This window comes from Steroidobacter sp. (assembly GCF_016790065.1).
Lineage (GTDB): Bacteria > Pseudomonadota > Gammaproteobacteria > Steroidobacterales > Steroidobacteraceae > Steroidobacter.
This window is the reverse complement of record NZ_JAEUPY010000873.1, coordinates 1-15,041: the sequence shown is the minus strand read 5'-3', so window position 1 is coordinate 15,041 and position 15,041 is coordinate 1. Positions and strand designations below refer to the sequence as shown.

Below are 15,041 nucleotides of genomic sequence, written 5' to 3'. Positions count from 1 at the left end.
GGCTGGTGGAGTTGTTCCCGACCCGCATCCGCTACACCTCCATGTCGCTGCCGTATCACATCGGCAATGGCTGGTTCGGCGGCTTCCTGCCGGTGACCTCGTTCGCCATCGTGGCAGCCACCGGCAACATCTATAACGGCCTGTGGTACCCCATCGTGGTGGCGGTCATGACGGCCGTGATCGGCACGCTGTTCTTGAGGGAAACCAAGGACCAAGGCCTCTAGGGAAAGCCAATCGTTCGTCAAGGGTGCGCCGGAGGGCGCATCCTGCGACAATGCGTGCACATACATCCCGTATTCAGCTTGATCGGGTAGCCTCGCGCGTTCCGTCGGGAGCGTGCGATGCGCCTGTTTGGGAGAGAAAGTGCACTATCTACCCGGTGCCCGCCGCGTAGCAGGGTTTTTATTGATTGGACTGCTGGCCGGTTGTAGCGGCGGCAGCGGGACCGAGGAAGGTACCCGCACGGAAATCTCCACCAATGCGATTGCTTTCCGAGCCGACGGCCCTAGCGCCGCGGTCCCGGCAGCGCAGGTGTTCACTGCCACTTTCGGCAAGGACATCGCGCATTTGGCGGTCGTGCACAGTGGCGATGCCATTGCTTCGGCCACCTCGGTGATGAACGGCCGCACGGCCCAGATCACTGTGGTGCCGTCGTCGCCGTCGACCATCGGACCCGGCCTGTTCACCGGGGCGATCGCCGTGACCGGCTACACCTGCGCCGATACCACGTGCAGCAAACTTTCGGCAGGCAGCACCTCGACCGTCGCGGTCAGCTTCCAGATTTCGCCGGCCATTCAGCGCGTCGCGCCGTATGTGGCGACTTCGGGCGTGGCCGACACCGTGATCATTCGCGGTCTGGGCTTCCTGAACTTCAACGTTACCGGGGTGCGGTTCGGCGATACCGCGGCGACAGCCATCGCCGTGAACAGCGCCGGCACTGAAATCGCAGCCACGCACCCGGCGTTGGCGGCGGGCTCATACACGGTGCATGTCGACGCGACTAACCATCAAGGCGACATTCCGTCGACGGTGGCGTTGCTGGTTCAAGATCCGATTGCATACAGCGCCACGACGCTGAGTCATCCGGCCTCGACCACAGCACTGCGCGCGTTGGTGTACGACGCTGAACGGCATGCGCTGCTGACGGTCACCGACACTTCGCCGAGCAACCCGGTTTCTCGCTATGAATATGGCAATGGCGCTTGGAGTGTACCGATCTCGGCGGCGGGTGCTTTCCTCGACGTTGCGTTGAACGCCGACGGCACGCAGCTCTACACCCTCACCGGCACAACGCTGGTGCCTACCGATCCTGTCACGTTGGCATTGGGCACGGCGGTGACTGCGCCGTCGCTGGTCACCAATTCGGCGCTCAAGAACGTGGTGGTCGGCAATGACAATCGCGCGTTCGTTACCACCAGCTACACCACCAGCGGTGCGACCGGGACCTATGTTTACTATCCCGAGTTGTCGCAGCTGGTACTCAGCACCTCGCTGAACAACGCCACGCCGGTGATGGCCGCGAACGGCAACAGCGGTGTGGTGGTTCAAGGCGATCCGACGTTGACTGCTGACGTTGCTTCTTATGTGTATCTGACGACCACCAACTCGTTGTCGTCGACCGGCACACCGACGCTGCGCCAAAACACTGTGATTCCAGCGGTGGATCGCGCGGCCTCGCGCACTGTGCTCAATGGTTTGAATGTTTACGACGCGAGTTTCGCTTTGCTCGGCACGCTGCCGAGCACTACGGCTGCAGTCGTGCTCAAGCCGAATGGCTCACGCGCGTATGCCTACGATACGGCGGCTGGCGGCATCCTCACTTACGACATCAGTGTGGATAGAGACGAAGCGGCTTATGTGGCGCTCGGTGCGGTGACACCTCTCGCAGGTAATCCTGGCACGGGTGTGCGCATGGCCATCACGCCGGATGGCGGCACTTTGTTCATCGGCGGTTCCACGCAGATCGTCGTGCAGCCCACGCCTGCTCTGTGAGCACATACATCATGACCTCACGACAAGTTTGTATCGGCGCCTCGCTGCTGGCGCTGCATCTGGCCAACGTGGCTACGGCCGCCGATCAGGAACCGTTCGTTCGCGGTAATCCGCGAGGCGCCGTGCAGGCGACCAACTTTTCTTTGGGCCTGGTCGCCAGCGATAGCGACACAAAGGACAGTACGTCGAATGGCACGTTCGGTTTGAGCGGCCTCGCGACCCTGCCGGTCGGTAACATCTTCGGCGTGTCGCTGGGTGGCACTGTCTCTCGGACCACGGCACGCACCAGCGATGTGTTGTTCGATGTGACTTCGGAACAGTCGAGCCGGCCGTCGTGCCGTTTCAACAATACCGACGCCGTGGCGAGCGTGTTCGCACGCCGGCCGACGCTGGGCCGGGTTTCGGCTTCGTACGGCAAGGGCAAAGTGAGCTCCAGCTGCGGCGACGAATCGGTGTTCGTTTCCACCGGCGACGACAGCCTCGGCACGAGCTTCTATCGAGTCGGTGCCGAAGCTTACCTGTGGGATTTCACGCTGGGCGCGGTCCATACCTCCACCGAACTGGAAGATGGTCCCAAGCTGGAATCGGATATTCTCAGCGCCAGCTGGTATCCCATCGACAGCGTCAAACTGACGTTGTCCGGCGGCGACCTGTACGACCAGGACACCTACTCCTTCGATATCGAGCATCAGCCCGAGTTCATGGGCAACTCGCTGGGCGTGGCGCTGGGCTACTCGGTGGTCGACCGCGAACAAAAAATCGGCACTATCAATTTCAGCGTGGTCTATCACTTCGGCACCAAGGTAGAGCTGAAGACCCGAGACCGTCACTACCGCTGATCTTGATCAGCCACCAGTCGGCGCATTGCTTGCGCCGACGCGGAGTCTCATAGTCCACCCCTGGGGCAGTGAGTTATCCGGGAGATGGCCATGGTGACCCGTCGTTCCTTCATGGGGCAGTTGGCGGTGGCGGGTGCGGCCGGCGCCTACTTCGGCGAAACCTTGATTGCCGGCCATGCGCAGGCCAAGCCGGCAGCGCCCTCGACCATGGCCTGGCTGGACGCCAACGAAAATCCCGCCGGGCCGCCGCGTTCCGCCATCGAAGCCATGGTGCACAGTGCACCTCACAGCTGGCGTTATCACTTCGACGAGTTCAACGCGCTCACCCAAGCCATCGCGCAAAGCGAGCAGGTCGCACCTGAGCAGGTGATGTTTGGTGTGGGTTCGAGCGAAGTGATCGCTTCGGCGATCTGCGCTTTCGCCAGCGCCACCAAACCCATGATTACGGCATCGCCGACGTACGACATCATCGTGCAGCTGGCACGTGCGATGGGCAAGGCCGTGGTCGAGATTCCGCTCACCCAACAATGGTCGTATCCAGTGAAACAACTGGCGGCCGAGGCGACCAAGGCCGGCGGCGGCTTGATCTATCTCTGCAATCCAAACAATCCGACCGCATCGCTCACCGCCAAGGAAGACGTGCACTGGCTGGTGAACAATCTGCCGCCGGACACTGTGCTGTTCGTCGACGAGGCCTATCTGGAATTCGTCGATCCCAATCTCGCCGAGAGCGCGATCAAGTACGTGCGGGACCAGAAGAACGTGGTGGTCGCGCGCACCTTCTCGAAAATTTATGGCATGGCTGGAGTGCGCGCCGGTTTCGGTTGCGCTCGTCAGGATTTGATTGCCGCCATGAATCCTTTCATGGACAACGTCATTCCTTATCTGGGCGTGCGTGCTGCGACGGCTGCCTTGCAGGAAAAAGCCACGTTGTTACCCGAACGTCGCAATAACAACACGCGGATTCGTGGCGAGCTGTGCCAATGGCTGGATGCGCACAAGGTGCGTTACATCCCGTCGCACGCCAACTTCATCATGATCGACGTGAAGCGCGAAGTGCGACCATTCAGCGCGGCGATGTTTCGCGAAGGAGTGGCGGTCGGTCGACCGTTCCCGCCACTCAACACCATGCTTCGCGTCACTCTCGGCAATGACGCTGATATGCAGCGCTTCCGTCAGGCGTTTCTGAAACTGTATTCGACTTAAGGACCGGGCGCGGTGCCGGCGCCCAAATGCTGGGCCAGGAATTTTTCCAGCTCGGTCAGCAGTAGCATCCGATCCGTTTGGCGCCGCAGCTGGTGTGAGGCACCTTTCAAAAAGAACGCTTGATGCGGCTTGCCGGCTTTCTTGAGTGCCGAGGCCATGTCACGCGAATGGCTCACGTCCACTTGCCAATCGCGATCGCCGTGGATCATGAACACCGGCATGTTGATCTTGGCGGCGTGTAGCACGGGCGAGTCCAATCGCAGCTTTTCCCGGTTGGTGCCGATCTGCTCGCGAGTGAACGCGCTCGACGTGGAGTAGCTGGCATCGCGTAGCAAATCCCGCAGGTCGCTGACGCCGGCGATACTGGCAGAACAACGATACAACTCGTTGTCACGGACTGCCGAGAGCAAAGCCGCGTATCCGCCGAAGCTCCAGCCGACGATACAAACCCGCTGCGGATCGGCGATCCCTTTTTCGATGGCCCAACGCGTGCCGTCGGTGATGTCGTTATAAGTCAGCCCGCCCCAATCCTGGTGGGCACTGCTGTACCAATCGCCGCCGTAACCGGAGGAGCCACGGAAGTTCATTTGCAGGACCGCGTAGCCGCGGCTGACCAAGAAGGCGCGTAAGAAATCGAAGTCCCAAGAGTCGCGCGCAATCGGGCCACCATGCGGCATGACGATGAGCGGCAACTTCTCGGCACGCACGCCGTGTGGCGCAGTCAGATAACCGGGAATCTCCACGCCATCGCGGGCCTTGTATGCGATGGTCTGCATGCGTCCGAGCGTCTTCGGATCCAGCTCCGGATAAGCGTAGCCGATGCGCTCCAGATTATTGGTGTTGGGGCGGAGCAGATAGTAGGTCGGCGATTGCACGTCGCTGTAAGCGGCGACGATGTAGGACTGACGATCTGCGGAGTAGTCGCTGATGTAATTGAACGTCGACGGCAGGGCTTGATTGATCGCAGCGATCGCCGCGCGCGTCTGTTCGTCGGTGTAATAAACGAACGGCCGATCGGTCTCGTAGGAAATGCCGATCAACTTGCCGTCCGGCGTCAGCAACGGATCGGCGGCGTCGACCAGCGGATGCGAAAACACCAGCTTGGGATCGCTCTGGTCGCTCATGTCCATTTCCCAGAGCGCTTCGCGACCTTGGTAATAGCCGCTGGCGAAAGCGCGATTGGTGCCGGGAATCACCGCCAGCGGCGTCAGCTCGCCGGCGTTCTTGAAAGCTTCCACCTTGGTCAGCGGCAGCCACTTCTTGGTGTTGTCCAGCCGGGCGAAATATTGCAGCGTGGTGCTGTTGGCCGTATAGCCCCGGCCCAAGCGCACGTTGCCGGCACCGTCGGTGGAGAAGGAACGAATCGGGTGGTAGTCGCGCACGCGGATGGCGCGCGAGCCGTTGTTGACGTTGAGCTCGAACACGGTCGGATAGCCGGTGAAGTTGGCGTCCAGCTGGATCAACACCGAGTCCGGCTCGGCCGGCGTCCAGTCCAGGATCCGATCATGAAACTGCGCCGCGCCGGCGTCGGAGTTCTGGATCAACACTTTGAGCTTGCTGCCGTCGGCGTTCACCGCGATCAAGCGCGAGATCGGGAACAGCACGCCGTTATAGCGCTCCACGCCGCCGACGCCGCACAGGATGCGTTCGTTATTGGCCCAGCCGCACCACTTCAGATCCCATTGACCGGGATCGGAGCGAGTCACGAATTGCGACGGTCCATCGAACTCCGCCGGCAGGGTCACCAGCACGTCGAAGTCGTCCTTGCCGGCGATATAAAGGATGCGCTTGCCGTCGGGCGAGAGCGCGACGTTGCGAATCATTGGCATGCGAGCGAAGGCTTCGACCGGCGGCGGCGCGGCGTTCGCGACATTCAGAGCGAGAGCCGCGAGTAACGCGGGCAGCAGCGATTGGATGCGGCTGAGCATCGGGTTTTCCCTGTATCGAGCCTCTTCATCGAGGCCCGCGAAGACTCTTATCCGTTGACGACTTTCTCGACCGGCTCCAGCAGCGTCGGCAGCTCAGGCTCGGCCGTGGCTGAAATGGTCGCCGATGTCGGTTCGACGCGCCGAGAACCGAGTCGAGGAATCGGCTCAGTGCCGTGAAAACGTTGTGAAGTGATGTCCAGCCAGCGTTCGATGTGCCGGCAGAAGCGCTCGATGGCGCGGCTACGATGGATCACCAACCCGGTGCCCTCGTACATTTGTTCTTGCGCCGGCGTGATGTGATACCACCACTGCAAGCGGTCCAGCCGTTGGCCATCCATGTACGGCAACGTGATCGAGAACCGACGGCCGTTGCGAGTCGGCTCGGTTTCTGCGAACGCAAAGTAATCCTCGAGCGCGCGCGGCAGTTCGATGTGCGGCATCCGGGCTAGGCGTACGGGGGAGAGACGTCCCGATCATAGCGAGTGTCGCGATTCGGATCCATTACTACTAAGCTCGCCGGCCTGCCTCGTTATCGTGCACGAAGGAGTTCGCGGTGATTCATCCAGTGGTTCGACGCCTGGGATGCGTGTTGATGATGGCTGTCGGCTGGCAGTTGGCTGCCGCGCAGACGGTCAAAGTGTTGCCGAGCGAGACCCCGGAAAAGTTCACGCCCAGCCAGGCAACCTTCGACTACAGCCGGCGTGAAGTCATGATCCCGATGCGCGACGGCGTGAAGCTCAAGACTTTCATCTTGATTCCCAAGCGCGTCACCAAGGACGCCAAGGCGCCCATCATCATGACGCGGACGCCTTATAACGCCGGTGGCCGCATCACGCGCTCCAACGGTCCGCGACTGGTCGCGACCGTACCGCAAATGCATGACACCACCGCCGAGGCTGGCTACATCATCGTGTACCAGGACGTGCGCGGTAAGTTCGGCTCCGAAGGCGATTACGTGCTGACGCGTCCGCTGCGTGGCCCGTTGAATCCCACCAAGGTGGATCACGCCACCGACTGTTACGACACCATCGACTGGCTGGTGAAAAACGTCCCGGAAAGTAATGGCCGCGTCGGCACCATCGGCGGCTCGTACGAGGGCTACACCACCGTGATGTCGACGGTGAATCCGCACCCGGCGTTGAAAGTGGCGGTGCCGTTCGCGCCCATGATCGACGGTTGGATGGGCGACGATTGGTTTCACAACGGCGCATTCCGCCAGGGCGCCGCGCTGGAATTCATCTATGGCCAGCAGTCCACGCGCAGCGGTGCGTTCAAATGGTGGTGGGGCGAGTACGACATCTACGACACGTTCTTGCGGGCCGGTTCGGCCGGCGCGCTCGCCAAGTCGCGTGGCCTGGATCAACTCGGATTCTGGCGCGCCATCTCGGAACACCCGAGCTACGACTCGTGGTGGCAGGAACAAGCCGTCGACAAGTTGCTGGCCAAGCTGCCGGTGACGGTGCCGATGCTGATCGTCGGCGGTCTGTTCGATCAGGAAGACATCTATGGCAGCCCGGCGCTGTACAAGGCGCTCGCGCCCAAAGATCCGAACGGCCAACTGGTGCATCTGGTGATGGGGCCTTGGAATCATGGCCAGGGGCGGCGGGAAGGGCGCTCGCTCGGGGCGCTGGAATTCAATGGCGACACGGCCGGCTGGTTTCGTAACAAGGTGATGCAGCCGTTCCTGGATCATTACTTGAAAGACGCGCCGAAACCGGCGATCCCGCGAGTGTTGGCTTACGAGACCGGTGCAAACGAGTGGCGCGAGTACGATCACTGGCCGCGTTCTTGCTCCGACGCGTGCGCTGAGAAATCGCGGTCGCTGTATTTGTTGTCCGGCGGGCGGCTTGGCTTCACCGCGCCTGGCTCTGCTGATGATGGGTATGACGAATACGTTTCCGATCCGGCCAAGCCGGTGCCGTATCGTCAGCGGCCCACGCTGGCAATCACCGCGCCCGAGTCCGGTTGGGGCGAATGGTTGGTCGACGATCAGCGGCACGCGGCTTCGCGCACCGACGTGTTGGTCTATCAAACCGAGCCGCTCACCGAAGCGGTGCGCATCGCCGGCGAACCCATCGCCCGTTTGTTTGCGTCCACCAGCGGCACCGACGCGGACTGGGTTGTAAAAATCATCGACGTGTGGCCGGACGAAGTGCCGGCGCGTCCCAGCCTGGGCGGCTTTCAACAAATGTTGTCCGCCGATATTTTCCGCGGCCGGTATCGCGCCGACCTGGCCAAGCCGCAACCGCTGACGCCCAACCAGGCGCTGCCTTATACGATTGCCTTGCCCCAGGCCAATCACACCTTCTTGCCGGGTCATCGCATCATGGTGCAGATCCAGTCGAGCTGGTTCCCGCTGTATGACCGTAACCCGCAGAGCTACGTGCCTAACATCATGTTTGCCAAGCCGGAAAACTATGTGAAAGCGACTCAGCGCGTGTGGCGTACACCGGCCCAAGCGAGCGCCATCGAGCTGCCGTTGCTGAGGTGAAATCGGCCCCAATCGGGGCTGGATTTGCCGTAGCATTTGGCCCGAACAAACATTTGCTCGGGCTGGGCCACGGTGATCATGAACGCGCGCTTTTGGATTGCGCTCGCGGTGTTGTTGTCGATTGCCGGGGTGGGCGTGGCCGAGCCCCGCATTCGCTATGCTGAAACCGTGCAGCTGGAGAGTCAGGGTGCGCTGGCTCAGAGCAAAACTAGCGTAGCGCCGACGCTCGCCTTCACGGCCTACGGTCGCGCTTTTCAAACGACGTTAGAGTCCAATGCTCGCGTGCTCAGTGGCGTGCCGGCCGAGAAGCAGCGGCAGCTCAGCGCCACTCCATTCAAAGGTGCGTTGACCGGTCTTTCCGGTTCGTGGGTGCGTTTGACCCGCATCGGCGATGCCTACTCGGGTGCGATCTGGGACGGCAACGAGCTGTATTTGGTTGCGCCGGCTGAAGAAGTCGCGGCCTCACTCAGCGATCCATCGCTGGCGGCGAGCGGCGGCACGTCGATCTTCCGGCTCGCCGATGTCGAAGGCGGAATCTCCTCCTGCGGTCTGTCTCCCTCGAGCGAACAAACAGCGACTAACGCGAGCGACGACTACAAGCGCTTGCTGACGGAGCTGAAAGGTCGCGCGGCTGTGATGCAGGCCGCGACTCTGATGGGTGAGGTGGAAGTCTCGGTGCTGGCCGATCAGCAATTCGCGGCCAAGTATGGCACTGACACCACCAGCACCATGATCGCTCGCATGAATGTGGTCGATGGCATTTTCACCGAGCAGCTCGGCATCTATATCGTGCCGACCGATCTCACCACGCTCGGCTCGGATGCGCCGTTCAATACCGACGACGCGCATACCTTGCTCGAACAGCTCGCGTCTTTTCGCAATGCCCGGCCGCAACAGGTGGCGCGTGGCATTACGCATCTCATGACTGGCCGGACTCTGTTGTACAACATCGGCGGCGTCGCCTATCGCGGCGGTGTTTGCGATGCGCGGTATGGCTCGTCGCTCAGCGGCGCGTTCGACAACGTGCTTACGCCGCTGATCATTGCGCATGAGCTCGGCCACAACTTCGGTTCGCCTCATGACGGTGAAGCCGGTTCGCCCTGTGCGAGCACATCGCGCAACTATCTGATGACGCCGAGTGGCATCAGTGGCAACACCTTCTCCGCGTGCAGCTTGCAACAGATGCAGCCGGTGATCGCTGCGGCGTCGTGCATCGGTGCGCCTAGCACTTCGGATGTGTCCGTCAGCGTCGCGTCGCCGACCATGAACGTCACTGTCAATCGCAATTTCACCGTGCCCATCACGGTGACGTCGAACGGCACTCGGGCGGTCGACGACGTGGTTGCGAATGTGTTTACCAATTCGCGGCCCACCATCGTCAGCGCACAAGTTGTTGGTGCCGGAAGCTGTACCGTGACCAGTAATAGAGTGGATTGCAGTCTCGGCACGCTGGCTCCGGGCGCGACGCGCGAGCTGCGGGTGGAAATGGTCACCGATCGCATCGGGCCGGTGTCGGCCTTGGTGCAGGCGAGCGCTCGGGTCGATCGCAATCCCGGCAACAATCAGCTCGAAGTCGATTTCAACGCGGGCTACGGCAGCGATGTGTCGGTCGGCTCCGGCTTCCAAGGCGGCGCGTTGGTCGGCAGCTCGGTGCAGGTCGATATTCCTATCTTGGCCAGCGGTGTGGACGCGGCGCAGTCGGTGAGTGCCAGCGTTTTTATCTATCGCTACGTCAACATCATCAGCGCCACGGCCGACGCCACCACCTGCACGGTCACGGGCACTGACGATCAGATCGTGCAGTGTCAGTGGTCGAGTATTCCCGCGGGCGAGCAACGTCACATTCGGATCACGGGAATTCCGACTCAGGTGCCGCCAACGAACTCACCCTATGGCTATGCCAGAGTGACGTCGACCAACGACGGCAATGACAACAACAATGAGCAGTCGGTGTTTCTGTCGGTGGGTGCGCGCCGGGATGCTCAATTGCGCGAGCCCGGTTGGATGCCTTATGCGCCAACAGGTGGCACGTTCGAATACACCTGGAGCATCGCGGCCATGGGCCAGCAGGCCGGTTCGAACAACGTGGTGTTCTCGCTCGCGCAGACTGGCTTGACGATCGTGGATGCCGATCCGACCTCGGGCTCGTGTCAGATCATCGGCGGTACTCAGGTGGAGTGCGCGCTCGGCAACATCGGGCAATACCAAGTCAGGTACGTGACGGTGACCTTCGACGCGGCGCCGATAGGTGCGTATGCGATCAATACATCGGTGACCTCCGATAACGATGACGTGCGCTACGACAACTCGAATGTGTTCACCATCAACGTGGTGCCGCCGGTAGACATCGACGTTCGCAGGTCGCTGCGCTTCGATGCCAACCCCATGCACGGTGTGGCTGGGGAGTTCGAGTTCGAAGTGCATTCGACCGGCTACAACCCCGCCAGCGGTGTCACGTTCAGTGCCGTGCTGCCGGCGTCGTTCTCGATCTCGACCGCCACGATGACTAGCGGCAGCTGCACGGTGAGCGGCAGCACAGTCAATTGCAACATTGCGTCGTTATCCATAAGAGATTGGGCAACCGTCAGGATTGGTTACGTCGCCAACGAGCCCGGCGCATTCACTGCGCAGATCGCGGGCACGGCGACCGGCGACGGTAATTCCGCCAACAACACTCAGGTGGTGCCGCTCACGGTGCGGGCCTATACCGACGTGAGAATCGTCTCGACGCCCAGCGAGATCCGCTCGCCCTCCGATCAGCTGATTCGGGTTCCGGTCAGCATTGCCACCGATCGATACCCGGTGAACAACGTTACTTTGCAAGCGTCGGGGTTGCAGTACATGCAGATCGAGTCTGCGTCAGCGGACGGCGGAACCTGTAGCATCGCGGCGTTTGCTGTGACCTGTACCTTCGCCAGCTTGCCGGCGAACACCACGCGTAACGCCGAGTTGGTGTTGCGAGTGGATCCGGCCGTGACGTTCTCTTTCCTGAGTACAGTGACTTTTCGAGTGAGCGCGGCGTCCGATCTGAATTCGCAAAACGACGTGCGCATCGTGCCCATCGATGTAGCCATGAGCGGTGACGCTGCGTTGAGTGCGAGCGGTAGCTCAGCGTCGGGGACGGTGGGTCAATCGATCGCTCTGCCGCCGATTACCCTGACCGGCGTGCGCCCGCTCGACAATGTGTCGGTGAGCTTGGCGTTGCCTACTGGCGTCTCGATGACGAGCATGAGCGCCACCAATGCGACGTGCACCAATATGACTTCGCGAGGCGAGTGCTATTTCAATAATCTCGCCACCGGCGCGACTCACACAATCAACATCACACTGTCCGCGACCGCGGCGACCACGATGAATGCAGAGGTGCGTCTGCAAGCCGCCGGCGACGACACGGCATCGAATAACGTTGCTTCGATCAGCGTTACCGTTCGCAACGAGACCACCGGTAATAACGGTGGTGGTGGTGGGGGCGGAGGCGGTGGTGGCGCGCTTGGATGGCAGGCGCTGTTAGCGCTGCTGTTGCTCAACGCCGCGCGTCGCTTGCACGCGCGGCGTCTCAACGTTTGACGGTCTGATCTACTTCAGTTCCTTCATATACTTCTCGTCCTGAGCGGCCGCGCGCTTATACGCAGGCCGTTCGCCGCAACGAGCCAGGTACTCCTGAAACGCTTTGCGCGGCTCGATGCCTTTGGCCATCAAGCCCCAGCCGATTTCCGAGGCTACGTAAACATCCGCGGCGCTGAAACGCTCGCCTAACAAGAACGGGCCGGCCGAGACGGCTTTCTCCAACGTGTTCAAAGTGTCTTCGTAGCTGCCGTAGCCAAGCGCAGCGGGGCGATCCACTGGCGGCCGTTTGAACAAGTGATCCACGATCGCGGGCTCGACACAGCCAGCGCCGAAAAACAGCCATCGATAATAAGTGCCGCGTGCCGGCGAATTGGTGGCCGGTGCCAGATTCGCAGCGGGGAACGCATCGGCCAGATAGGTGCAGATGGCCGCCGCTTCGGTGACGACGGTGTCGCCATGTTTGATGGCCGGAATCTTGCCCATCGGATTCACTGCCAGGTACTGCGGCGTTTTGTGTTCCCCTTTATCGAACCGCAGGATCTGGGTCGTGTAAGGAACGCCCACCTCTTCGAGCATCCAATGCGCAATGCGGCCGCGGCTTTGGGGATTGTGAAAGAAAGTAATGTCGGCCATCGCTGTACTCCTCTGCTCGGTCGAGTTTAACGCCCGGATTGACAGCGGAGTTGCGTTGCTAGAAATCTAGCGGTGCTGTCGGCTACGACCGGTCGGCTGCGTCTTTAGCTCGTAAAGCCACCCAATAGGAGACCACCCATGCCGCGTTACGCCGATGGATTCGTGATCGTTCTGCCGAAGAAAAATATCAAGGCTTATGAGGCCCTATCCAAGAAGGCCGGCAAGGTCTGGAAGGAATACGGAGCACTCGAATATTGCGAGTGTGTCGGTGACGATTTGAAAGTGAAGTTTGGCAGGCCGTTCGGCAAGTTGGCCAAGCCGAAGAGCAACGAGGTGGTGGTGTTTTCTTGGATTCTTTATAAGTCGCGAGCCCATCGCGACAAGGTCAACGCCAAAGTGATGAAAGATCCGCGGCTCGCAACTGATCAGATGAAGGAAATGCCGTTCGACATGAAACGTATGAGCTACGGCGGCTTTAGCGTGTTGGTCGATCTTTGACGGGACTGGAGACTTTTGGGGCCGGGTCCGCGCCTGTGGCAGCAACGCACACAGTACGCGGACTCGAACCTGAAGAGCGCATTAGCAGCGCTCCGTTACTGCAGCTGAGTCACAGTGACGCTGTAGCCGAGGTGTTCCATCGACTGCATGCCATAAGCACCGAAGGCGAGCGACACGGTGACGATGGCGGCAGACAGGGTCATGCAGACAGCGCGCTGGGCAGACTGAGTCAAGTTGTAAAGGGCGTACATGATGATTCTCCTTAGAGTCGAGCTTTTGTTTGAACCGCGTTATTGCGGTGTTCGTAGCTTCTGACGCGAGCTCTCTACAAAGGGTTGCAGCCCCAATTGCGATAAAAAGGGCAGCACCGGCCAACCGCGGATGGTTGCCGGTGAATTCGCCTTGGTAGGGAGAAGCGTCGCGCCTCGCGCCTTTATTTCGGATGCGGCGCGGCTTTCAGCCAGTACAGCTGAAATCAGATTGGAGGATTACACCGCCGAATCAGTAAACGCCTTAAGTCGTGTGATCGAGTTCACACCAATGCCGGACTGCATTGACGGGTTACTTATTAGAGGCGCGGGCCAGGGTGGAGCCGCCGCTGTTGCTTTCCATCCAGCGACGAATGCGACGGGCGTCGGCCACTCGAGTCAGTTTGCCGAAGGAGTTCAGTAGCACGATGACGGTAGGGCGGTCCTGGATGGTGGCGCGCATCACCAGGCACTGGCCGGCATCTTGGGTAAAGCCGGTCTTCTGTACCGAGATGTCCCAGTCGTCCTTGGAGGTCAGCGAATTGGTATTACGGAACTCCAGCATCTGCCGGCCGACCTTCACGGTCAGGTGTTCGCTGGTCGAGAACTTCTGGATCAGTGGTTGATGGGAGGCCGCCAGCACCATCTTGGCCAGGTCCGACGCCGTGGCCACATTGCCGCTGGACAGGCCGGTGGGGTCGACGAAGCGCGAGTTCTTCATGCCCAGCGCCTTGGCCTTGGCATTCATGGCTTTGATACAGCCCGACAGGCCCCCCGAATGGGCGCGGCAGGCCGCCTGAGCGGCGCGGTTTTCCGAGGACATCAAGGCCAGGTGCAACAGCTCGCCCCGGGTCAGCTTGGTACCCACCGCCAAACGGGACGCCGACGCTTTGGTACGGTCCCGGTCGGTTTGCAGCAGGGTCACGACCTCGTCCATGGGCTGTTTGTCGTCGATGACCACCAGCGCCGTCATCAGCTTGGTGATGGAGGCCACCGGCATGACTTTTTGCGGCTGCTTGGAATACAGCACCGTGGCATCGGCTTCATCCATGACCAGCACCGAGGCCGATTTGGTCTGCGGCTTGCCTTGGGGCAGCGGCTGAGACCAGGAAAAAGTAGCGATCAGGGAAGCGGGGAGTGCGAGGAGCCAGTTGCGCCGTTGGAAAGGGGTTCGCATCGCCGGGGTCATGCCTTTCGTTGTCTTGAATTCGTGAGCGCAAAGGTAACCGATTTGTAGCGTTTGCGAATGTGAGTTTTTCCCTGGTTGGGTCGTTGGTTACGAGCGGCAAAAAGTTTTGGGGTCGGTACAATCGCGCGCTTCATGTCCAGCTCCACTCCCGCCGCGCACGCTGATCTTTCCTTCTGGCAGGTGGTGCGCCTGTCGCTGCAAGGCAAGCACCTCGATTACACCTCGGTGCCGCTGAACCGTGCCGTGCTGTTGCTGGCCGTGCCCATGGTCCTGGAAATGATCATGGAGTCACTGTTCGCCGTCGTTGACGTGTTCTGGGTGTCGCGGCTGGGCTCGGATGCGATCGCGGTGGTCGGACTCACCGAGTCGCTGATGACGCTCGTTTATGCGGTAGCTATCGGCATTTCGTTCGCAGCCACCGCCATCGTCGCGCGGCGTATTGGTGAGCAG

12 protein-coding genes and 1 pseudogene are annotated in these 15,041 nt (G+C 61.0%); 8 read left to right on the top strand and 5 right to left on the bottom strand.

Going from position 1 to position 15,041, the window contains the following annotated elements; genetic code table 11:
• The 4 genes and pseudogenes from JNL55_RS35055 to JNL55_RS35040 all read left to right on the top strand — a co-directional run.
• Window positions 1-224, top strand: a pseudogene (locus JNL55_RS35055) (MFS transporter); the annotation flags it as partial.
• A gap of 139 nt (window positions 225-363) precedes the next feature.
• Entirely contained in the window at window positions 364-1,992 is a 1,629-nt protein-coding gene (locus JNL55_RS35050) for an IPT/TIG domain-containing protein (protein ID WP_293865932.1), read from the top strand.
• An 11-nt stretch (window positions 1,993-2,003) separates the two neighbouring features.
• Entirely contained in the window at window positions 2,004-2,831 is an 828-nt protein-coding gene (locus JNL55_RS35045) for a hypothetical protein (RefSeq protein WP_293865929.1), read from the top strand.
• Window positions 2,832-2,921: 90 nt separating this feature from the next.
• Window positions 2,922-4,037: an aminotransferase class I/II-fold pyridoxal phosphate-dependent enzyme gene (locus JNL55_RS35040; protein WP_293865926.1), complete on the top strand. Its 1,116-nt coding sequence runs from the start codon at window positions 2,922-2,924 to the stop codon at window positions 4,035-4,037.
• On the opposite strand, the gene JNL55_RS35035 is transcribed toward JNL55_RS35040, so the two are convergent.
• Window positions 4,034-5,965 (bottom strand): alpha/beta hydrolase family protein, encoded by a 1,932-nt coding sequence (locus JNL55_RS35035; RefSeq protein WP_293865923.1) that lies wholly within the window; start codon window positions 5,963-5,965, stop codon window positions 4,034-4,036. The genes JNL55_RS35040 and JNL55_RS35035 overlap by 4 nt on opposite strands.
• A gap of 47 nt (window positions 5,966-6,012) precedes the next feature.
• Window positions 6,013-6,405: a hypothetical protein gene (locus JNL55_RS35030; protein ID WP_293865920.1), complete on the bottom strand. Its 393-nt coding sequence runs from the start codon at window positions 6,403-6,405 to the stop codon at window positions 6,013-6,015.
• 152 nt (window positions 6,406-6,557) lie between these two features.
• On the opposite strand from JNL55_RS35030, the gene JNL55_RS35025 reads away from it, so the two are divergent.
• Together JNL55_RS35025 and JNL55_RS35020 are read left to right on the top strand one after the other, a co-directional pair.
• Complete coding sequence (locus JNL55_RS35025; RefSeq protein ID WP_415923225.1) at window positions 6,558-8,456, top strand: CocE/NonD family hydrolase; 1,899 nt, start codon at window positions 6,558-6,560, stop codon at window positions 8,454-8,456.
• A gap of 78 nt (window positions 8,457-8,534) precedes the next feature.
• Window positions 8,535-12,023, top strand: coding sequence for a M12 family metallo-peptidase (locus JNL55_RS35020; RefSeq protein ID WP_293865915.1), 3,489 nt, complete (start codon window positions 8,535-8,537; stop codon window positions 12,021-12,023).
• 9 nt (window positions 12,024-12,032) lie between these two features.
• Here the strand turns inward: JNL55_RS35020 and JNL55_RS35015 are convergent, their stop codons facing one another.
• On the bottom strand, window positions 12,033-12,656 hold the full coding sequence (locus JNL55_RS35015) for a glutathione S-transferase family protein (protein WP_293865914.1): 624 nt from the start codon (window positions 12,654-12,656) through the stop codon (window positions 12,033-12,035).
• A gap of 138 nt (window positions 12,657-12,794) precedes the next feature.
• On the opposite strand from JNL55_RS35015, the gene JNL55_RS35010 reads away from it, so the two are divergent.
• Entirely contained in the window at window positions 12,795-13,154 is a 360-nt protein-coding gene (locus tag JNL55_RS35010) for a DUF1428 domain-containing protein (protein WP_293865911.1), read from the top strand.
• A gap of 95 nt (window positions 13,155-13,249) precedes the next feature.
• Here JNL55_RS35010 and JNL55_RS35005 read toward each other — a convergent pair whose 3' ends face one another.
• The gene (locus JNL55_RS35005; RefSeq protein WP_293865908.1) at window positions 13,250-13,405 is read right to left on the bottom strand and encodes a hypothetical protein; all 156 of its coding nucleotides are present in this window, start codon (window positions 13,403-13,405) and stop codon (window positions 13,250-13,252) included.
• A 310-nt stretch (window positions 13,406-13,715) separates the two neighbouring features.
• The gene (gene pbpG, locus JNL55_RS35000) at window positions 13,716-14,591 is read right to left on the bottom strand and encodes a D-alanyl-D-alanine endopeptidase (RefSeq protein WP_293865905.1); all 876 of its coding nucleotides are present in this window, start codon (window positions 14,589-14,591) and stop codon (window positions 13,716-13,718) included.
• Window positions 14,592-14,723: 132 nt separating this feature from the next.
• On the opposite strand from pbpG, the gene JNL55_RS34995 reads away from it, so the two are divergent.
• Window positions 14,724-15,041: MATE family efflux transporter (locus tag JNL55_RS34995; RefSeq protein WP_293865902.1), on the top strand; the 318-nt coding region annotated here is incomplete at its 3' end.

What these genes read in the sequence shown, in the direction of transcription:
- JNL55_RS35010 (WP_293865911.1), top strand. Translation starts at nt 12,795, where the DNA reads ATGCCGCGTTACGCCGATGGATTCGTGATCGTTCTGCCGAAGAAAAAT.
- JNL55_RS35045 (WP_293865929.1), top strand. Translation starts at nt 2,004, where the DNA reads ATGACCTCACGACAAGTTTGTATCGGCGCCTCGCTGCTGGCGCTGCAT.
- pbpG (WP_293865905.1), bottom strand. Translation starts at nt 14,591, where the DNA reads ATGACCCCGGCGATGCGAACCCCTTTCCAACGGCGCAACTGGCTCCTC.
- JNL55_RS35040 (WP_293865926.1), top strand. Translation starts at nt 2,922, where the DNA reads ATGGTGACCCGTCGTTCCTTCATGGGGCAGTTGGCGGTGGCGGGTGCG.
- JNL55_RS35020 (WP_293865915.1), top strand. Translation starts at nt 8,535, where the DNA reads ATGAACGCGCGCTTTTGGATTGCGCTCGCGGTGTTGTTGTCGATTGCC.
- JNL55_RS35005 (WP_293865908.1), bottom strand. Translation starts at nt 13,405, where the DNA reads ATGTACGCCCTTTACAACTTGACTCAGTCTGCCCAGCGCGCTGTCTGC.
- JNL55_RS35015 (WP_293865914.1), bottom strand. Translation starts at nt 12,656, where the DNA reads ATGGCCGACATTACTTTCTTTCACAATCCCCAAAGCCGCGGCCGCATT.
- JNL55_RS35030 (WP_293865920.1), bottom strand. Translation starts at nt 6,405, where the DNA reads ATGCCGCACATCGAACTGCCGCGCGCGCTCGAGGATTACTTTGCGTTC.
- JNL55_RS35035 (WP_293865923.1), bottom strand. Translation starts at nt 5,965, where the DNA reads ATGCTCAGCCGCATCCAATCGCTGCTGCCCGCGTTACTCGCGGCTCTC.
- JNL55_RS35025 (WP_415923225.1), top strand. Translation starts at nt 6,558, where the DNA reads ATGATGGCTGTCGGCTGGCAGTTGGCTGCCGCGCAGACGGTCAAAGTG.